General features: G+C 67.3%; 17 protein-coding genes. 11 read left to right on the forward strand and 6 right to left on the reverse strand.

The features are described 5' to 3' along the window. Positions 1–269 precede the first annotated feature (269 nt). The 3 genes from ACG04R_RS11085 to ACG04R_RS11095 all read left to right on the forward strand — a co-directional run bounded on the left by ACG04R_RS11085 (position 270) and on the right by ACG04R_RS11095 (position 2,503). Positions 270–581, forward strand: a complete 312-nt coding sequence (locus ACG04R_RS11085; RefSeq protein ID WP_394409635.1) for a hypothetical protein — start codon at positions 270–272, stop codon at positions 579–581. Beyond that, a complete protein-coding gene (locus tag ACG04R_RS11090; RefSeq protein WP_394409638.1) occupies positions 578–1,108 on the forward strand; it encodes a hypothetical protein in 531 nt (176 codons plus the stop codon). The genes ACG04R_RS11085 and ACG04R_RS11090 overlap by 4 nt, the downstream gene beginning before the upstream one ends. A gap of 543 nt (positions 1,109–1,651) precedes the next feature. Further along, positions 1,652–2,503 carry a hypothetical protein gene (locus tag ACG04R_RS11095; protein ID WP_394409641.1) on the forward strand — a complete coding sequence of 284 codons (852 nt, stop codon included), beginning with the start codon at positions 1,652–1,654 and terminating at the stop codon, positions 2,501–2,503. A gap of 370 nt (positions 2,504–2,873) precedes the next feature. Here the strand turns inward: ACG04R_RS11095 and ACG04R_RS11100 are convergent, their stop codons facing one another. Both ACG04R_RS11100 and ACG04R_RS11105 read right to left on the reverse strand, forming a co-directional pair. Next, the gene (locus ACG04R_RS11100; RefSeq protein WP_394409644.1) at positions 2,874–3,554 is read right to left on the reverse strand and encodes an anti-sigma factor; all 681 of its coding nucleotides are present in this window, start codon (positions 3,552–3,554) and stop codon (positions 2,874–2,876) included. Then, entirely contained in the window at positions 3,554–4,195 is a 642-nt protein-coding gene (locus ACG04R_RS11105; protein ID WP_394409647.1) for a sigma-70 family RNA polymerase sigma factor, read from the reverse strand. Before ACG04R_RS11105 ends, ACG04R_RS11100 begins: the two co-directional genes overlap by 1 nt. A 302-nt stretch (positions 4,196–4,497) precedes the next feature. Here ACG04R_RS11105 and ACG04R_RS11110 point away from each other — a divergent pair, with 302 nt between their 5' ends. From ACG04R_RS11110 to ACG04R_RS11125, 4 genes are all read left to right on the forward strand, one after another. Then, positions 4,498–6,003 carry a DUF4331 domain-containing protein gene (locus ACG04R_RS11110; RefSeq protein ID WP_394409650.1) on the forward strand — a complete coding sequence of 502 codons (1,506 nt, stop codon included), beginning with the start codon at positions 4,498–4,500 and terminating at the stop codon, positions 6,001–6,003. 12 nt (positions 6,004–6,015) lie between these two features. After that, positions 6,016–6,297 (forward strand): hypothetical protein, encoded by a 282-nt coding sequence (locus tag ACG04R_RS11115; protein WP_394409653.1) that lies wholly within the window; start codon positions 6,016–6,018, stop codon positions 6,295–6,297. Positions 6,298–6,373: 76 nt separating this feature from the next. Next, positions 6,374–7,585: a hypothetical protein gene (locus tag ACG04R_RS11120; protein WP_394409656.1), complete on the forward strand. Its 1,212-nt coding sequence runs from the start codon at positions 6,374–6,376 to the stop codon at positions 7,583–7,585. Further along, a complete protein-coding gene (locus ACG04R_RS11125; protein ID WP_394409659.1) occupies positions 7,582–8,727 on the forward strand; it encodes a HupE/UreJ family protein in 1,146 nt (381 codons plus the stop codon). The genes ACG04R_RS11120 and ACG04R_RS11125 overlap by 4 nt, the downstream gene beginning before the upstream one ends. 115 nt (positions 8,728–8,842) lie before the next feature. Here the strand turns inward: ACG04R_RS11125 and ACG04R_RS11130 are convergent, their stop codons facing one another. The 4 genes from ACG04R_RS11130 to ACG04R_RS11145 form a co-directional block, all read right to left on the reverse strand. Further along, a complete protein-coding gene (locus ACG04R_RS11130) occupies positions 8,843–10,762 on the reverse strand; it encodes a hypothetical protein (RefSeq protein ID WP_394409661.1) in 1,920 nt (639 codons plus the stop codon). An 84-nt stretch (positions 10,763–10,846) separates the two neighbouring features. Beyond that, positions 10,847–12,415, reverse strand: a complete 1,569-nt coding sequence (locus ACG04R_RS11135) for an ABC transporter substrate-binding protein (RefSeq protein WP_394409664.1) — start codon at positions 12,413–12,415, stop codon at positions 10,847–10,849. Between the two features lie 48 nt (positions 12,416–12,463). Continuing rightward, on the reverse strand, positions 12,464–13,702 hold the full coding sequence (locus tag ACG04R_RS11140) for an HD-GYP domain-containing protein (RefSeq protein ID WP_394409667.1): 1,239 nt from the start codon (positions 13,700–13,702) through the stop codon (positions 12,464–12,466). Positions 13,703–13,876: 174 nt separating this feature from the next. Beyond that, entirely contained in the window at positions 13,877–14,521 is a 645-nt protein-coding gene (locus tag ACG04R_RS11145) for a c-type cytochrome (RefSeq protein WP_394409670.1), read from the reverse strand. 89 nt (positions 14,522–14,610) lie between these two features. Between ACG04R_RS11145 and ACG04R_RS11150 the strand changes: the two genes are divergently transcribed. The 4 genes from ACG04R_RS11150 to ACG04R_RS11165 are packed head-to-tail and all read left to right on the forward strand — an operon-like array spanning position 14,611 to position 18,270. Next, positions 14,611–15,465: an AAA family ATPase gene (locus ACG04R_RS11150; protein ID WP_394409673.1), complete on the forward strand. Its 855-nt coding sequence runs from the start codon at positions 14,611–14,613 to the stop codon at positions 15,463–15,465. Then, positions 15,465–15,689, forward strand: coding sequence for a hypothetical protein (locus ACG04R_RS11155; RefSeq protein WP_394409676.1), 225 nt, complete (start codon positions 15,465–15,467; stop codon positions 15,687–15,689). The genes ACG04R_RS11150 and ACG04R_RS11155 overlap by 1 nt, the downstream gene beginning before the upstream one ends. Next, on the forward strand, positions 15,686–16,282 hold the full coding sequence (locus ACG04R_RS11160; RefSeq protein WP_394409679.1) for a GNAT family N-acetyltransferase: 597 nt from the start codon (positions 15,686–15,688) through the stop codon (positions 16,280–16,282). The genes ACG04R_RS11155 and ACG04R_RS11160 overlap by 4 nt, the downstream gene beginning before the upstream one ends. Next, positions 16,279–18,270 (forward strand): S9 family peptidase, encoded by a 1,992-nt coding sequence (locus ACG04R_RS11165; protein ID WP_394409682.1) that lies wholly within the window; start codon positions 16,279–16,281, stop codon positions 18,268–18,270. Before ACG04R_RS11160 ends, ACG04R_RS11165 begins: the two co-directional genes overlap by 4 nt. The last annotated feature ends 38 nt before the right edge of the window (positions 18,271–18,308 follow it).

The raw sequence follows: 18,308 nt of genomic DNA on the forward strand, positions 1-18,308 counted from the left end.
GGTAGACCACCAAAATACTCCGATAAGGGCTGCCGAAACAGCTCGCGTTGTCTTCATGTCAAAGGGTCCTTCGTCGGCTTGAGCAGGTAGGCGGCGGAATATAAGGGTGACTTCGGCGGACGCTTACCGTGCTGCGACACTGGGAGTGCGATGGTGAGGCAGCATCCAAGCGCCAGCCGTGATTGAACAGGGAGTCTCACAGCGAGCCGCAGGATCGCGAGCGGAGCTCGCGACCCTGCCGGCGCCGAGACTTCATCCACAATCAACTCATGCCAAGCGTCGCAATCCAAATCACCCGCTTCGTTGACGAACACCAGCCGGGCTTCGTTGAATGCGTGCTTGTCGACGCATCAGGCAAGTCTCACGTCTTTGTCGAGAAGGCGCCCGTCGTGAGCTCCGAGAACCTCTGGTCGACGAGCAGCTACCCGCGCCGGGGCTCAATCGCCTGCGAAGTCGTCGCCGACTGCTCGGGCGAGAACGGTCAGGCTCTCGCGCGAGTCAACACCGAACGCCCTTGGGGCATCGAGTCCACCGAGGGCTTGACCGAGTTCGTGGTGCCCGCGTCGGAGGTGAGCGCATGAAGTCGCCCGAGGTCTATGCCGTCCTTCGCGAGCAACTCGGCCCGCTGCTCAAGCCGCTGGGCTTCAAGCGCGAGAAAGCGCTGCTCAGTTGGTCGCGCCAATACGGCGGGGCGTACACCGTGCTGTGGTGCCAGGTCTCTCGCGATGGCTGGGACGACTACGCCGGCTCCAAGTTCGTCGTCGAGTTCCAGCGGTCGGAAAGCCCCGAGGCCGGCGCACCATCGACAACCAGGGCTCGGCTCGTGAAGCTCCTGACCGATGACCAGAGGGCGGAAGCCTGGCGGCTGCAAAGCCGGGTTATCGCAGACCTCAGCCGCCCACCCCGCTCGCATCCGACGTTCAACATCTCGCCCGATGTCACCCGCTGGTATCTGGAGAAGTTCGAGCCGCTGCGCGCGCAGTACAGCCCGAGCGACGACCTCTGGCTGCGATATGCGAAGCCCGAGCACGTACACATGTGGGCTGAGTTCCTGCGGCTCGCGGTTCCCGGCTGCGTCGAGGCTATCGAGGCCAACCAGGCTTCATAGTGCTGCCCGCCATCGGACGGGCAGTGACTCGGACAGGCGTCCGAGGCATCCGGCGTAGCTCCCACCCCAGTGGGGACGGAGCCGGACGGGGGCGCCGAAATGCCGCAGCGGAATGACCTGCCGCAGGACTGGTCACCTTTCCGTGGTGCGGCCCCCAGGACGCAGCGGCATTTTGGGGGGCCTTGGCCCCCGCGCTGAACCTGCGAAGCAGGGGCGGCCACCATGGGCGGCGGTGGCGTCCAGCCAAGCCTGTTGGTCGGCACGACGAACAGGCATCCGTCGCGCATGGTGGCCGCCCGTGCGACGTGCCGCAGGCATGGCACAGGGGCAGCGCGCGCGGGCGGCGAAGCCGCACGTTGGGGTGAGCGCAGTGCGTCCAGCACGGAGAACGGGCGTGCGACCCTAGACGCCGAAGAGCCTGTGTCTCACCCCGAGACTCCAAGATCAGACGCGCTGCGTCTGTTCTTGGAGTCTCCACTGCCGCACTCTGCGGCGGACGCTCCGAGAGGAGCTATACGGCTGACCACAACGCCGGATACCGGAATGCGCCTCGCCCATGACACTGACCTTCTTCAAGGCCTTCTCAACCCCAACCGCAGCCCGCGCTCTCGACCGAAAGCGCTGAGCGCCAAGGCGAAGGCCGAGGCACATCGCATCGAAGCCCTCAAGGCACTGTCGCATTGGGGGCACCTCCGATGCAGCGAACTGGCACGAATGCTCTGGCCCCGGGCGAAGTACGCGGAGCAGATGGCGGCGCGGCTGATGCGGCGTCTGGAACGCGAACACGCCGAGGTGGCATCACGTCTCAATGCCATCGGAACGCGAAGCTTCGTGCTGACGCGTCGGGGCGCCGCCGCGCTCGACCTGGTCGGCATCTCGGCTCACCACGGCATGGAACTGTCCTCCGTCGCTGGCGCGACCTGCATTCACAGGCTCATCGGCACGGCGTACGGCATCGCGAAGGCCGAGCAAGGCTTCGAGGCATTCGGCGAACACGCCATCGCACAGGGAGCCGGCCCGGCGGCTCGCGAAGCCCTGGCGAAGCGCTTCCTCAAGCTACCCGACCTGCTGCTCGCTCGGGGCGACAAGGTCACATGGGTGGAGGTCGAAGCATCCGCCAAGGCCATGCGCGACTTGCAGGCGTGCGTCCGCATCGCGTCGGCGGTCGGGCAACCGCTGCTTCCTGGTTCGCCGCTGACGCTGGCCGGCGTGGCGTTCGTGTTCGACCAATCACAGGGCCACGCACAGCGCATTGCACGCGCCGCACGGCAGCTCTGGAGCGAGCGGAGCAAGAGCGAACGCGAGATGCTGGCGCGGCGCATCACCCTGGCCCATGTCGATGTCGGGCCGCTCGTGCGGTGGCAGGGGTTCCGCGAGACCCCGCTCGGTCTCTGACGGTTGTCCACGGCCCGCAGCGCGCCATCAACGCTGGCGGAGGGCGGTGGGCAACTTCACAGGCATATAAACGCCAGTGCTATACGTCTCAGAACAATCGCCATAGCCAAGACAGGTCAACCCAACATCCTCATTCAGCTCCCTGGCAGGAGACCGACGCAGCCGGCCGCAGGGCCGGCTGCTTAGGTTTGGGCACGGCGAAACGACGACGACATGCGGTCACCCGGGACGGGTCGCCATGCTGCATCGGACACCCATCCGGTAGTGCAAGGCGGTGTGCCAAAATGGCGGCTCGTCACGCACCTAAGCCATTGATTTGGTTGAGATTGTGGGGCAGTGAGTTTATTTCTCACCGCTTCCGCCAGATCGCCTACACCTCACCTGCCGACACGATGGGCCCCGTTGGGGCTCCGGAGGGTGAGCCTCCCGCCGGCTCAAGACTCACCGCAAATGCACTCGTGTCCTGCAGCAGCTTGGCGCGCAGGACCGTCGTCGTGTTGCGTGCGTCGACGAGGCCCAGCGAGCGTGGGGCGCCGGCCTTGGGTACGGCCCACAGCTCCAGCGCGCGGCCGCTGGCCAACGTGAGCGAATCAAGCGGGCGCAGCACCAATGCGCGGCCATCCGGCGAGACGCTGGCGACGAATCCCGCCTTGACCACGTCGACGCCCTGCGGCGTGCTCTTCATGACGATGACCAGCGGGGCCCGCACCGGCATGGGCTGAGCCAGCATGAAAGCCATCGCCAGTGCCAGAACGGCCGTTGCGCCGCTCAAACCCTGCCAGAGGCTCAGACGCTGCCACCAAGAGGGTGCTGCCACCGGGTCGCCGAACAAGCGCCGCTGCACCGCGACCCACACACTGGCCGCGGGCTCCACGGGTGCGACCGGGCTGGCCAGCGCCTGCAGGCGCTCCTGCCACGCGGTGAGTGCATCCTGCAGCGCAGGATGGGCAGGCAACAGGCGTTCGAAACGGCGGCGGGCGGAACCACGCAGGGTTCCGACGGCATATTCAGCGGCGAGCCTCTCGGCACGTTCAGGGCGGCTGTAGTCCATCAGGCAGCGCCCCCCAAGTCGCCGACAAGGCCCGCCGCGCGATCGAGGCAGCTGCGCAGGGCCTGCAGGCCGCGCCGCACCCAGCTCTTCACCGTGCCCAACGGCTGGCTCATATGGGAAGCGACCTCCGCATGCGAGAGGCCCTGGTAGTAAGCCAGGGCCAGGCTGCTGCGTTGCTCGCCGGTGAGGCCTTGCATGCAGCGCTCGAGCGCATGGCGATTGCTCGCGCGGTCGAGCAGGTCGAGCGGCCCGAGATCGGCGCTGGCATGGTGGTCAAGCAAGTCGTCTCCCTCATCGTCGTCATCCAGTACGCCGAATCGACTGACTGTTGGCGGCTCGCTGGCACGACGTCGCAGACTGTCGATCGCGCGATTGCGGGCGATGCTCGTGAGCCACGTCATCACCTGGCCCTGGCGTTGATCGAAGCTGGTCGCAGACCGCCAGACGGTCACGAAGACTTCCTGCAAGACCTCCTCGGCCTGTGCTCGATCGCCAATGATGCGCAGCACGATGCCCAACAGCTGAGCCGCCGTGCCTCGGTACAGCGCCTCGAAGGCCTGGCGGTCGCCAAGGGCAACCCTGGACATCTGCGCAGCAAGTTCGGCGCTGCGTGCTGATGGCGCGGTGCTGGATGTGTTCATGTCGATTCATACGCGCGAGAGCGCGCTTTGGATTCACTTCCCCAGCATAGAGGCGCACGCGGCTATGCAGATCGTCAGGATTCGGACGCTTCCCCCCCCCCCGGGCTTGTCAGGGTTGCTGAGGGGTAGCCTGAGGGAACTCGAAGCAGAAACAGCGCCTGCGCATCCGTTCGCCGGCGCGCAACGTATCTCCACCGTCGGCAGCTTGACCGATGCAAACAGGAGAAGCAATGCGCCCCACGAATACTCGATCGACTGGCTCAGCCCTGCCGCTGAAGCCGAGTGTCTATGCAGTTCCCGCCATGGCCATCCTGGCCACCGCAGCGCTCGGCCTGGCTGCACCGGTGGCCCATGCCTCCAGCCACCGCGAGGCGCCGTTCATCACCACCGTGCCCAAGATCGACGCCACGGATTTCTACATGTTCATGAGTTACGAGAGCGGCCGCACCGACTACGTGACCCTGATCGCCAACTACCAGCCCTTCCAGAACGGCTACGGCGGCCCGAACTTCTTCGCCATGGACCCGAACGCGCTGTACGAGATCCACGTGGACAACAACGGCGATGCCAAGGAAGACATCACCTTCCAGTTCCGCTTCAAGAACAACCTGAAGGGCACGGCCCTCACCATCGGCGACAAGAGCGTGGCCATTCCGCTGATCCAGTCCGGCACCGTCAGTGACGTGGCGGCAGCGAACCTGAACATCAACGAGACCTACACGGTGAACATCGTCCGCGGTGACCGCCGATCGGGCACCAGCCAGGCCATCACCAACGCCAGCGGTGGCAGCGCCACCTTCGACAAGCCGGTCGACAACATCGGCGTGAAGACGATTGCCGACTATGCGGCCTACGCGGCCAAGCACGTCTACAACGTGTCGATCCCCGGTTGCAACATGCCGGGCAAAGTCTTCGTGGGCCAGCGCAAGGACCCGTTCGCGGCGAACCTGGGCGTCATCTTCGACCTGGTGAACGCTCCGGTCGGCGTCATCACCGATCCGACGCTCATTGGCGCAGCCACCAGCTCGCTGGACAGGAACAATGTCACCACGCTGGCACTGGAGGTGCACAAGAGCTGCCTGATGGCGGGCACCGAGACGGTGATCGGCGGTTGGACCACTGCCAGCATGCGGCAGGCCCGCATCCTGAACCCCGCGCCCAAGGCCGGCCTGCAGGCCAACGACAAGGCCGGCGGCGCCTGGGTGCAGGTGTCGCGCCTGGGCATGCCGCTGGTCAACGAGGTCGTGATCGGTCTGCCTGACAAGGACAAGTTCAACGCTTCCAAGCCCAAGGACGACGGCCAGTTCGCGAGCTACGTGACCAACCCGACCCTGCCGGCACTGATTGCCACCGTGCTGAACCTGCCCGGCACTGCGCCGACGAACCTGCCGCGCAACGACCTTGTCACCACCTTCCTCACCGGCATCAAAGGACTGAACCAGCCAGCCAATGTGGTCGCCTCGGAAGAACTGCGCCTGAACACGGCCGTCGCCGCCGTGCCCTTCGCGCAGCAGAACCGCCTTGGCGTGGTCGGCAATATTCTGGCCAGCGGGAGTGACAACGCCGGCTACCCGAATGGCCGACGCCCCAAGGACGACGTGGTGGACATCTCGCTGGTCGCCATGATGGGCGGACTGTGCATGGCCAACGGCACCGCGAACACGCTCGGCTTCGGCACGGCATGCACACCGTCTGCCGTGCCGCTTGGCGCCACCTCGTTCAAGCTGCACGACGCCGTCGATCAGGCGGCCCAGCCCTTCCTGGCGGCCTTCCCCTACCTCTACACGCCCGTCGGCGGCACTCAATAAGGGGTCGCAACCATGAACAACAACGAAACATCTGCACTCAGGGCCGCGGGCGCCGCGATCGTCGCCGCGGGCCTGCTGACGGCCTGCTTCGGCGGAGGCGACGGCGTGAACCTGCCCGCCCCTCCGATGGCAGCCACGGCCGTGCCCGACAGCGCGTTGGTCTCGTCCACGGCCTACGAGTCGTTCACCGACACCACGGCCTCCTCCTCGACCGAGACCGCTGAACCGCTGGCGGCGGACAACATCAGCACGCCGCCCAGCAGCGAGACCGATGAGCCGGCTTCGGTGAGTTGATGTCACGACGCCCCGCGTATTCACCGTCGCAGGTGCACGCGCGGGGCCCCAATGACCTCCCCATATTCACAGAGTCATGACACGTGTCATCTGGAAGTCCTTCGCTTTGGCCGTACTCGTTCTGTCATTGGCCGGCACGGTCGCGGCCGAGCCCTACACGCCGCGCGACGACGCTGAACTGATCGAGCGACTGCCTCAGCGCGTGGGCTCGGCTGCCGATCGCGCAGCGGCTCGACAGCTGCGCGCTGCGCTGCGCCAAAGCCCCGGGCATTTGAGCTTGGCCGTCGAGGTGTCGCAGGCCGCCATCAACCGCTTCCGTTCCACCGGTGATCCGCGCGAGCTCGGGCAAGCTCAGGCGGCGCTGGCACCGTGGTGGAACGCCCCCAAGCCACCGCCCACCGCCCGTTTGCTGCGCGCGGTCATCCGCCAAAGCCAGCACGAGTTCAACGGCGCTCTGGCCGACCTCGACCCGCTGCTGATCGATCCCACCACGCCTCTGGCGCTGCGTGCCCAGGTCGAATTGACGCGTGCAGCCGTGCTGCAGGTGCAGGGGCGGTGGCGCGAGGCTGGCGAGGGTTGCCAGCGCCTGGCTGGCCCTCGTTACGCCGCGCTGGGAGCCGGCGTGCAGCTTTACGGCCTCGTCTGCACCGCTGAGCTTGCAAGCCTGCAGGGGCGCACCGAGCAGGCCAAACTGCTGCTTGACCAGTTGGCCAGCACGCCGACGGCGCCGCAAGCCTGGATCAGCCTGGTCCGCGCCGAAGGTGCCGAACGTCGTGGTGACCCGGCGGCCGGCGCGCTGTTTCGGCAAGCCCGCGCAGCTGAAGGCGACATCTATTCACGCGCCGCCGAGGCCGACTGGCTGGTCGGCGCGAAGCGATGGACCGATGCAGCGGATGTGCTGCTCGACTACGACCGCCAAGCCGAGAAGGACACAGCCGCCCTGCCGGACCCCTTGCTGCTGCGTCTGGCCATTGCCTGGCTGGGCGCGAAGGATTCCCGAGCCCCGGCGGCCGTCGCCGATCTGCAGGCTCGCTTCGACGCCGCCACCCTGCGCGGCGACACCAGCCACGGCCGGGAACGGGCCCGCTTCCATCTGGACGTGAAACCCGACCCTCAAACCGCACTGGCGGACGCCGTGAGCAACTGGCGCGTCCAGAAGGAACCTGCCGACGCGATCCTGCTGGTCCGTGCTGCTCGCGCCGCCGGCCAACCCGATGCGGCGGCACCGGTATGGGCCTTCGTCAAGGAGACCGGCCTGAAAGACGTTCGCCTCGGGGCTGCGCCATGAGCCGCCTGCATCACTGGCTCGGCGCCTGCGCGTTGCTCCTGCTGGCCCCGCCGGCACTGGCCCACAAGCCCAGCGATGCCTATCTGCGCCTGACCGTCCAGGGCAATGAAGTGGAGCAGCGGTTTGACATCGCGCTGCGCGACCTCGACCGCGAGTTGCAACTGGACGCGAATGACGACGGCGAATTGCTGTGGGGCGAGCTGCGCCCCCGTATTGCCGAGGTGCAAGCCTACGCAGAGGCCGGCCTCGAAACAGCGCTGAGCGACCGCGACGGCAAGGCCTGCACGCTCGGCAGCTTCGCGCCCCTGATGATCGACAGCCACAGCGACGGTCACTATGCGGTGCTGATCCGTCGTTGGCAATGCGCGGCGCCGCCAAAGGATCTGACGATCAACTATCGCCTCTTTGCCACGAGCGACCCGACCCATCGCGGCATTGCCTTGCTCAACGTCGGCGAGCGACACCAGGCCCTGGTGCTCATGCCCGGAGCAGCGGCCCGGCACTTCAGTCTGTCGCCCGACGCCGGCACGGCGAACCTTGCCGGCATCCTGCTGGAGGGCATACACCACATCTGGGTCGGCTACGACCACATCCTGTTCCTGCTTTCCCTGCTGCTGCCGGCCGTCTTGTTCCGTACGGCGGTGGGCTGGCGCCCCGCACCTCGTCTCAAGCCCGTGCTGATGGACGTGCTCAGCGTCGTCACCGCCTTCACCGTCGCCCACTCGATCACGCTGGCGCTCGCGGCATTCGAAATCCTCAACCCTCCTTCTCGCCTGGTCGAATCGTTGATCGCACTGAGCGTCTTGCTGGCCGCGCTGAACAACCTGAGGCCAGTGCTCAAGTCCGGGCGCTGGAAATTGACCTTTGCCTTCGGCCTGATCCACGGATTCGGCTTCGCGAGCGCGCTCAAGGACCTGGGCCTATCCAGGGCAGCGCTGGCCGGACCACTGCTGATGTTCAACCTCGGCGTGGAGCTGGGTCAGTTGAGCATCGTGGCCGTATTTGTGCCGCTGGCGTGGGGCCTGCGAAAGCGGGGCTGGTATCCGCGCTGGGTGCTCGGCGCGGGCTCCGTGCTCATCGCGTTGTTGGCGCTTGCCTGGCTCGTCGAGCGGATGTTCGATCTGAAATTCCTGCCGATCTGACGGGATCGACGTGAAGCATCGGACTGAACGGATCATCTGACCGGCCGCCCCGCATGCCACCTCGACGCATCCGCGACCGAGCACTGAAAGGCGCCCCTGCCGGGCGCCGTTGATTTCAGGGGCTGCTCGTGTAGCGCGTGTGGAAGCGCCGGCCCTGCGAGTCCGTCGCCTGCAGCCACAGCTCCGACGTGACCGTGCTGGTCGGCGTGTAGGCCGTGCTCAGCGTGACGGCAGTCTTGGGCGGCAGTGGCACGGTCGTGTCCAGCACGGTGGGCGCCGTACCGTCGGCGGGCCGGAAGACGCGCTTGATCTCGACGATGCGCAGGTCCGGGTTGGCCGCGGCCCAGGTGTGCCAGTCGAGCGCGTAGGTGCCGCCCTGCAGGTCGGCTGCGCGCAGCACGAGGTTGCTGGTCAGGCCGTCCAGCACGGGGAAGCGCGCCGTGGCAGGGGCCGACGGCACATCGGCGCGCAGATAGACGGTGCGCGTCTCGCTGGTGCCGGAGAGCGTGTAGTTCACGAGGTACTTGGCGGCGCGCACGCTGTCCGTGCTGCCCACCCAGCCAACCGAAGAACTCTGGATGGCGATGTCGCCGACGCCGCCCGTCGCGATCAGGCTGGTGGCCCCCGTCGTGGCTGACACGCACAGCAACGGCCGCGTGCAGTAGCCGAACGGCATGACGTAGCCGCCAGGCAGTTGCAGCGTCGCCGAGCTGAGCAACTGGATGCCCGGGAAGCCGGGAATGATGTTGGGCGTCTGCCCCTGGATCTCGACCTGCAGGCCGGTCCCGGGGTTGGGCGACAGGCTGGTGTCGGCGGTGCCGTCGGCGTTCCTGGCCGCGAACGCCAGTGGGTAGACGGCGACGGCCACCTTCTTGCCGTTGCCGATGAGGTTCCATTTGTTGGTCGTCGTCGCGGACTTGTTGTAGCTGACCGCGTCGCTGAAGAGGTCGACGATGGTGCCGGTCGAGTCGCTGATGGCCGCAGCCACCAGCACCCGGGTGCAGTTGCCCGTGGCCGGCGCGTCGTCGGCGCAGCCCAGCAGCTGGAAGCGGCCGAACTGGCGGTTGGCCGTCGTGTAGTCGTACAGGATGGCGCCGAGGTCGGCCTGCACGCGGCTGTCGTGCTTGTCGTAGCCGGTGACGAGCGGGCTGGCGAGGATGGCGGAGATGTTCTTGCCCTGGGCGATGAGCTGGTTCAGCGCGGCGCCCAGGTCGTCCAGGCCGGACAGGTTGCCGAGCAGCGTGGTCGCGCTCGTCGAGGCCTTCAGCGTGGACGTGATGGCATTGGCCGGCGTCGCACCGGTGGTCTTGAGCAGCTCGGTCTGTGCCGCGGGCAGCGCGACGACGACCTCGGCCGTCGGCGCTGCGAGGAACTTGTTGCCGATCTGCAGCACCGGCACGTTGGCGCTGGTGCGCGCCAGGTCCACGCGCACGCTCTCGATGAGCAGGTCGTGGGCGCCCTTGTTGGCGGCGAAGGTCGAGTCAGCCAGCAAGTCCAGCGTCGTCGCGGAGAGTTTCAGGTCGGAAATCTGCGTCTTGACCAGCGTCTTCAGGAAGTCGCTGGCGGCGCTGGTGGCGGTGGCCATCTGCGTCAGCTGGCTGGCGCTGCTCGATGCGGCGGCGAACACGGGCGCGGGCTCGGTGCCCAGCGACAGCGCGACGATGGCGTTCGTCAGCGGCGTGACGTGCGCCACCATGGCCGGGCTGATCGTCGTCACCGTGGAGTGCAGTACCTGCATGTTGCCGGCGGCGTCCATGCCGCGCGCCTGGATGAAGAGCGGCGCGGCGGGGCTGGTGCTCGACAGCGTCAGGCTGTAGCTGCCATCGGCGGCCAGCGTCGTGGCCGTGCCGACGGACTTGCCCTGCCCGTCGACGACGCTGACCGTCGCGTTGACGAGCGGCGCGCCGGTCGCGGCGACGCCACGCAGCGTGGGGGGCGTCGTCGGCGTTGTGGTGCCCGAGCTCCCTCCGCCACCGCCTCCACAGGAGACGAGCAGCAGGGTCAGGGCAAGGGCGGCGAGGCGGCGGTACGGCATGGCGCGGTCTGGCACATCGAGAGGTAGGCTCCGCCCAGTGTGCCGCGCCGCGCCGGCCCGTGGTGGGCCGACAAGCAGTGGAAATCAGCGGCTGATCGTGATCCAGGCGATCTCGACGAAGTTGTCCGCCCGATGCACCGGCGTGACGTTCGCGCGCGCCGCCCACGGGATGATCTGGCGGTGCAGCGGGATCACGTTGACCTGCTCGCGCAGCTCGGCCAGCGCGCCGCGGATGAGCTGCTCGCGCTTCTTCACGTCGGCCTCGACGCTGCTCTGCGCGGCCAGCGCATCGGCCTTCTCGTTGCGGAAGTTGCCGTAGTTGAAGTCACCCACGCCCTTGGGGCCGCGGATGCGGAACACCGGCGTCAGGATGACCTCGGCATCGGTGATGTTGCCGCCCCAGCCGTACATGAAGAGGCTGCTGTCCAGCTTCTCCAGCTTGGGGAAGTACAGCGCCCGCGGCATCGCGTTGACCTTGACCCTGACCTTCAGCTGCGCCCACATCGACGCCAGCGCCGTGCAGATCTGCTCGTCGTTGATGTAGCGGTTGTTGGGGCAGTCCAGCGTCACCTCGAAGCCATCGGCGTAGCCGGCCTCGGCAATTAGCTTGCGGGCGGCGGCCAGGTCGAACGGCAGGCGGGTCTGCAATGCCGGGTCGTCGAAGGAGGCATCGGACGACGGCGTCAGCCCGCCGGTCGGCACGGACTGGCCCGCCATCAGCTTGGTCTTGAGCGCCTCGATGTCGATCGCCTGGTAGAGCGCGCGGCGCACGCGCTGGTCCTTGAACGGGTTCTTGTCGCCCGGCACCTTGCCGTAGAGCAGCTTGTCGCGCGCCTGGTCCATGCCGATGAAGACGAGCCGGTTCTCCGGGCCGTCAATCACCTTCACGCCCGGCGTGTTGCGCAGCCGGGCCACGTCGCGGGGCGCAGGGTCGTTCACGAGGTCGACCTCGCCGGACACGAGGGCGGCCAGCCGCGTCGCATCGCTGGCGATGGGCGTGAAGACGACCTCCTGCACATTGCCGTCGAACTTGTTCCACCAGTTCGGGTTGCGCTTGAGCACGGTCTTGATGCCCGGCTGGCGGCTGACCAGCATGAACGGGCCGGTGCCGTTGGCATGCGTCGCGGCGAAGCTCTCTTCCTTGTTCTTGAAGTCCAGCGGCCTGGTCACGCGGTTGGTCTCGCACCACTTGCGGCTCATGATCCAGAGCTGGTCGATGTGCTGCAGGAAGATGGGGTCGAAGGCCGTGAGCTGGAAGTCGACGGTGAGGTCGTCGATGCGCTTCGGAACCCCGACGGCGTTCGCGTAGACGGCGATCTGCGAGGTCGGCTCCTTGGCGCGCTGCATCGAGAAGACGACGTCGTCGGCCGTCAGCGGCGTGCCGTCATGGAACTTGACGCCGGGGCGCAGCTTGAAGCGCCAGGTCAGCGGGCCGGTCTGGGACCAGGACGTGGCCAGGCCCGGCACGAGGGCCAGCTTCGCGTCGCGTCGCGTCAGGCGCTCGTAGATCTGCGAGTTGACGTTGTTCGTCAGCGTCTCGTTCTGCGAGTGCGGGTCCATGGTCTGCGGGTCGCCCTGGCCCGCCCAGCGCAGCGTCTGTGCCGACACCCCGAACGCCAGCCCCAGCAGGGCAACGCCAATCCATCGCTTCATCACCGATCTCCCAACTGCAAGGACGGGCAGTTTAGGAGCGCCCGCAAATCACCTTTTCGAGTTGGGATTCCAGAGCTCTTCCAGGTGCGTGAAACCCCAGTTCTCGGGCGGCTCGCGGCCGACGATGCGGTCCGTCGCGCCCGCCGCGGAGAGATCCACCATCTGCACCGGGATGGGCATGCTGGACTTGGTCGAATAGAACACCTTGACGCGCGGCGCGACGAGCGAAGCAGCGTTCTGGTCCACCACCACCGCCAGCCGGCCCGACTGCAGGCGCACCAGCGTGCCGGTGGGGTAGATGCCCACACTCTTGACGAAGGCCTGGAAGATGATCGGGTCGAACTGTCCCTTCCACTGCGACATGCGCTGCAGCGAGCCCGCCGGGTCCCAGGCGTTCTTGTAGGGCCGCGTGGATGTGATGGCGTCATAGACGTCGCACACGGCACCCATGCGCGACAGCAGGCTGATCTGTTCGCCGGCCAGCTTGTGAGGGTAGCCCGTGCCATCCATCTTCTCGTGGTGATGAAGGCAGACATCCAGCGCCGCGGCCGGCACGTTGGTGCCCTCCTTGAGCAAATCCCAACCGCGCTCCGGATGACTGCGCATGACGCTGAACTCGGCGTCGGTCAGCGCGCCGGGCTTGTTCAGCACCTCCAGCGGCATCTGCATCTTGCCCACGTCGTGCAGCAGGCCGGCCAGACCGGCCTCGCGCACCTGGTCATCCGGCAGGCCGAGATGACGCGCCAGCGCCACCATGAGGCCGCAGACGGCGACCGAGTGCATGTAGGTGTAGTCGTCCCTGGTCTTGAGCCGCGCCAGGCTGACAAAGGCCGAGGGGTTGCGCGCCAGCGACGACGCGACCTCCTCGACGATGGGCAGGCAGACCTCGCTGTCGATGGCCTTGCCCAGGCGGGCCTCGCCGAACAGCGCCATGACGGCCACCTTGGAGCGGTTGAGCACCTGGGCGGCCCGGTCCAGTTCGGCCTCCATGCTGACGCGCGGCTGTGGCACGGCGGGCGCCGGAGCCGGTGCGGCCACGGGCGCGGGAGCCGGTGCGGGCGCCGTCATGATCGGACTGGGCTTGACCGGCTCCGCATCGATGACGTCAATGCCCTTCTCGTTGTCGATCCAGACGGCCGGCACGCCGCTGGCCTTCAAGGCGGCAAGATCGGCCGGGTCCGTCAGCACGAACTTGGTCTTCCAGAAGGGATGGGATAGCCACGCCCCCTCCATCGCCTGGAGGTACATGCCCAGCCTCACGTCGGTGGTCGGGATTTTTTTCAACATGACCGCGCTGTCTATGCGTCGGCCAGAGTATCTCCGGCTGCCATCAGGGGCAATGTGCAGCTCTGCACGCTTTCCCCAGGAGCGCAGGCCTGATGGGTCAGGATCAACCCGCCCCAGATGGGCATGAAAAAGCCGCCTCGGAGGGCGGCTTGTCGGGATGGCGCGAGCTTGACGTCAGCGGAACTTGCTCTGCGGCACGGTGGCCAGTTCGGTGGGCAGAGAGCCGACGTAAGCGGCGATGGCCTTCAGTTCGGCGTTGCTGAACTGCTTGACCTGCCCGGCCATGATGGCGTTGCCACGGCCGACGTTGGCATTGCCTTCGGTCTTGTACGACTTCAGCGCCACCGCCAGGTAATCGGCGTGCTGGCCGGCCAGCTTGGGGTAGCTCGGGTCGATGGGCTTGCTGAAGTTGGCACCGTGGCAGGAGATGCAGGCGCCCTTCTTCAGCAGCTCCGCGACATTGGCGGGTGCTTCGGGGATGGCCTCCGGCACGGCCGGCAGCTTGGCCTGCTGCTCGTAGAAGGCGGCGACGTCGGCCATGTCCTGGTCGGTCAGCGAGCCGGCGATGCCACGCATCGTCGGGTGCTTGCGGTCGCCCTTGGCGTAGGCCTGCAGCGCCGAGACGATGTACTTGGCGTTCTGGCCCGCGATCATCGGCACCTTGTGGATCTCGGGAAAGCTCGCCTGATAGCCCGGGATGCCGTGGCAGCCGATGCACATCGCGATCTTCTTCTCACCCGCCTTGACATCCTGCGCCTGGGCGGCAACACCACCGAAAGCAGTGGCCAGGGCAAGCGAGATCTGCAGCAGTTTTTTCATGTCTCGGGAGGGGGTGAGGTTCTTGTGCGCCGGAAATTATAGGAGGGCTCCTATACTGAAACGGCCCCCTTCCAGTCCCGGTTTTCCCCATGAAATTCCAAGGTTCCGACCAGTATGTGGCCACCGCCGACCTGATGCTCGCGGTCAACGCGGCGGCCACGCTGCAGCGCCCGCTGCTCATCAAGGGCGAGCCCGGCACCGGCAAGACCATGCTGGCCGAGGAGGTCGCCCAGGCCCTGGGCATGCCGCTGCTGCAGTGGCACATCAAGAGCACCACGAAGGCGCAGCAGGGCCTGTATGAGTACGACGCCGTCAGCCGGCTGCGCGACAGCCAGCTCGCCGGCGTCGAAGGCAGCGAGCGTGTGCGCAACATCGAGAACTACATCGTCAAGGGCGTGCTGTGGCAAGCCTTCGAGGCCGACCAGCCGGTCGTGCTGCTGATCGACGAGATCGACAAGGCCGACATCGAGTTCCCGAACGACCTGCTGCGCGAGATCGACCGCATGGAGTTCTACGTCTACGAGACGCGCCAGCTCGTCAAGGCCCGGCACCGCCCGCTGGTCTTCATCACCTCCAACAACGAAAAGGAGCTGCCGGACGCCTTCCTGCGCCGCTGCTTCTTCCACTACATCAAGTTCCCCGACGCCGAGACGATGAAGAAGATCGTCGACGTGCACTTCCCGACGCTGAAGAAGGAGCTGCTAGCCGCCGCGCTGAAGAACTTCTACGACGTGCGCAACCTGCCAGGCCTGAAGAAGAAGCCCAGCACGTCGGAGTTGATCGACTGGCTCAAGCTGCTGGTGGCCGAGGACGTGCCGGTGGACGCGTTGCAGGCCAAGGACGAGAAGGTCAGCATCCCGCCGCTGGTGGGCGCGCTGCTGAAGAACGAGCAAGACCTGACGCTGTTCGAGAAGCTCGTCTTCATGCAGCGGACGAACCGCTGATGGCCCAGGACTTCGACCGCGCGATGCGCGAGGGGCTGGCCGATGCGGTCGGCTTCGTGGCCGGTGCGCTGGCCGGCTGGTGGCTGGGCCGGCAGTTCGGCATCGACTTCATCGCCAGCACCGACTGGAACGCGCAGCAGATGCTGGGCCTGGTGCTGATCGTCGCCGGCTGCGGCGCGGGCCGCTGGGCGGCGCGCAAGGTGATGCTGAAGGACAAGCCATGAAACCCGTCGAACCCGTCACGCTGGCTGCCGGGCCGATCCGCCTCGTGCCGCTGACGCTGAACCACGTGCCGGGGCTGCAGGCCGCCGCCGCCGATGGCGAGCTGTGGAACCTGCGATTCACCAGCGTGCCGGCGCCGCACGAGACCACCGCCTACGTCGAGAACGCCCTCGCGGCCCAAGCAGCCGGGCATCGCCTGCCCTTCGCCGTGCTGGACGCCGCGACCGGCGACGTGCTGGGCTCGACCAGTTATCACGACATCGTGCCGGCCATCGAGCGCGTCGAGATTGGCTGGACCTGGTACGCCGCCCGCGTGCAGCGCAGCGCCGTCAACACGACGGCCAAGCTGCTGCTGCTGACGCATGCCTTCGAGACGCTGGGCGCGAAACTCGTCGGCTGGCGCACCGACAACTTCAACCATGCGTCGCAGCGCGCCATCGAGCGGCTGGGCGCCAGGCGCGACGGCGTGCTGCGCCACCACGCGCTGCGCCGCGACGGCACGGTGCGCGACACCGTCATGTACAGCCTCACCGCGGGCGAATGGCCCGAGGTCAAGGCGCACCTGAACTGGCAACTGGCAAGACCGAGAACATGAGCAAGGCATCCAGGCCCTTTGACGTTGACGCACTCTGGGCCCTGGATCGCATCGGCGCTCCCAGCCTCAGCCCCGATGGCGCCCAGGCCGTGGCCGCGGTCACGAGCCATTCGATGGACGCCAACAAGGCGCAGGCCAGCCTGTGGCTGTTCTCCACGCTGGGCGGCGCCGCGCGGCGGCTGACGGAAGCCGGCGACAAGGACGGCCAACCGCAGTGGAGCCCGCGCGGCGACCTGATCGCCTTCACGGCCAAGCGAGAACAGGGCGGTGCGAAGGATGAGGAGGCGCAGCTCTACGTCATTGCGCCGGACGGCGGCGAGGCGCGCCGCGTCGGCAGCGTGGCCACCGGCGTCGACGCGTTCAAGTGGTTCCCCGACGGGCGGCGCATCGCCTTCGTGTCCTGGGTATGGCCCGACCGCAAGGCGGCCGCGCAGGCCGAGGCGCTGCGCGAGTTCAAGGCCCGCAAGGAGAGTGCCTACGTCACCGACGAGGCGCTGTACCGCTTCTGGGACCACCACATTCCGCAGGGACGCGTGCCACACCTGCACGTGATGGATGTGTCCACCGGCAAGGTGCGCGACTTGTTCGAAGGCAGCGCTTGGGAGCTGGACCGCGCCGAGCCCGATGCGAACAGCTTCGACGTCTCGCCCGACGGCCGCCGCATCGCGTTCGCCTTCGACCCGGCTGCCGAGAAGCGCCTGGACAACCGCTTCGCGCTCGCCGAGGTCGACGTGCGCACACGCCACGTGCAAACGCTGCTGCAGGACGCGGACTGGCAGTTCTCCGCACCGCGCTACAGCCAGGCCGGCGCGCACCTGGCCTTCCTCGCCAGCCATCAGGCGCTGGGCCACAACCAGCCGGACCGCCTCGCGGTGCTTGACCAGCGCGGCCACTGGGCCGTGTTCAGCGAGGACTGGGACCACACCGTGGCCGCGCCGCTGTGCTGGGCCGAGGACGACCAGGCCGTGCTGCTCGCCGCCGAGGAGCATGGCCGCCGCCATCTGTGGCGCTTCGCGCTGGGCGACCGCCGCGCTGAAGCGCTGTTCGAGGGCGGCCACGTCGGCGCGTTCGCGCATGCCGGTGGCATTACCGTCATCAACCACGACGGCATGCAGTTCCCGCCGCAGCTGTCCGTGCTGGACGGCGGCATGGCGCAGCGCGTCGAGACGCTGAACGACGCCCGCCTCGCCGCGCACCGCTTCGGCCGGCACGAGGCCGTCCGCATCACCGGCGCGCGTGGCGACGCGGTGCAGATGTGGCTGACCTACCCGCCCGGCTTCGACGCCAAGAAAAAGTGGCCGGTCATGCACGTCATCCACGGCGGCCCGCACACGGCCTTCGGCGACAGCTGGCACTGGCGCTGGAACCACCAGGCGTTCGCCGCGCAGGGCTACGTCGTGGCGAGCGTCAACTATCACGGCTCGTCGGGCTTCGGCCACGAGTTCCTCGACAGCATCACCGGCCACTGGGGCGAGTACGAGCTGCAGGACGTGGAGGCCGGCACCGACTGGCTGCTGCAGCAGCGCTGGGTCGATCGCAAGCGCATCGTCGCCACCGGCGGCAGCTACGGCGGCTACATGGTGGCGTGGATGAACGGCCACGTGGCGCCCGGCCGCTACCAGGCCTACGTCTGCCACGCCGGCTGCTACGACTGGCAGGCCATGTACGCCGATGACGCCTACGGCTGGCACCGCAAGGAGCTGGGCGCGGCCTACTGGGACGACCCGGCCCGCGTCGCCGCGCAAAGCCCGCATGCGTTCGCGAAGCACTTCAAGACGCCCACCCTCGTCATCCACGGCGCGATGGACTACCGCGTACCCGATGCGCAAGGCCTGGCCTACTACAACACGCTGAAGTCGCTGGGCGTGCCCGCCCGGCTGGTGTGGTTCCCGGACGAGAACCACTGGGTGCTCAAGCCCTGCAACAGCCGGCTCTGGTACGGCGAGTTCTTCAGCTGGCTGGCGCAGCACGCGCCCCCAAGACACTAACCCCTGCACACAGGAAAAGGCCTCGTTGCCTTTCATAA

Source organism: Pelomonas candidula (assembly GCF_043555985.1).
Taxonomy (GTDB): Bacteria; Pseudomonadota; Gammaproteobacteria; order Burkholderiales; family Burkholderiaceae_C; genus Pelomonas; species Pelomonas candidula.

Bases quoted from the DNA above. Each gene is read 5' to 3' on its own strand.
- ACG04R_RS11095 (WP_394409641.1), top strand. From the start codon at position 1,652: ATGCGCCTCGCCCATGACACTGACCTTCTTCAAGGCCTTCTCAACCCC.
- ACG04R_RS11105 (WP_394409647.1), bottom strand. From the start codon at position 4,195: ATGAACACATCCAGCACCGCGCCATCAGCACGCAGCGCCGAACTTGCT.
- ACG04R_RS11160 (WP_394409679.1), top strand. From the start codon at position 15,686: ATGAAACCCGTCGAACCCGTCACGCTGGCTGCCGGGCCGATCCGCCTC.
- ACG04R_RS11110 (WP_394409650.1), top strand. From the start codon at position 4,498: ATGGCCATCCTGGCCACCGCAGCGCTCGGCCTGGCTGCACCGGTGGCC.
- ACG04R_RS11090 (WP_394409638.1), top strand. From the start codon at position 578: ATGAAGTCGCCCGAGGTCTATGCCGTCCTTCGCGAGCAACTCGGCCCG.
- ACG04R_RS11135 (WP_394409664.1), bottom strand. From the start codon at position 12,415: ATGAAGCGATGGATTGGCGTTGCCCTGCTGGGGCTGGCGTTCGGGGTG.
- ACG04R_RS11085 (WP_394409635.1), top strand. From the start codon at position 270: ATGCCAAGCGTCGCAATCCAAATCACCCGCTTCGTTGACGAACACCAG.
- ACG04R_RS11145 (WP_394409670.1), bottom strand. From the start codon at position 14,521: ATGAAAAAACTGCTGCAGATCTCGCTTGCCCTGGCCACTGCTTTCGGT.
- ACG04R_RS11100 (WP_394409644.1), bottom strand. From the start codon at position 3,554: ATGGACTACAGCCGCCCTGAACGTGCCGAGAGGCTCGCCGCTGAATAT.
- ACG04R_RS11155 (WP_394409676.1), top strand. From the start codon at position 15,465: ATGGCCCAGGACTTCGACCGCGCGATGCGCGAGGGGCTGGCCGATGCG.
- ACG04R_RS11165 (WP_394409682.1), top strand. From the start codon at position 16,279: ATGAGCAAGGCATCCAGGCCCTTTGACGTTGACGCACTCTGGGCCCTG.
- ACG04R_RS11140 (WP_394409667.1), bottom strand. From the start codon at position 13,702: ATGTTGAAAAAAATCCCGACCACCGACGTGAGGCTGGGCATGTACCTC.
- ACG04R_RS11115 (WP_394409653.1), top strand. From the start codon at position 6,016: ATGAACAACAACGAAACATCTGCACTCAGGGCCGCGGGCGCCGCGATC.
- ACG04R_RS11150 (WP_394409673.1), top strand. From the start codon at position 14,611: ATGAAATTCCAAGGTTCCGACCAGTATGTGGCCACCGCCGACCTGATG.
- ACG04R_RS11120 (WP_394409656.1), top strand. From the start codon at position 6,374: ATGACACGTGTCATCTGGAAGTCCTTCGCTTTGGCCGTACTCGTTCTG.
- ACG04R_RS11125 (WP_394409659.1), top strand. From the start codon at position 7,582: ATGAGCCGCCTGCATCACTGGCTCGGCGCCTGCGCGTTGCTCCTGCTG.
- ACG04R_RS11130 (WP_394409661.1), bottom strand. From the start codon at position 10,762: ATGCCGTACCGCCGCCTCGCCGCCCTTGCCCTGACCCTGCTGCTCGTC.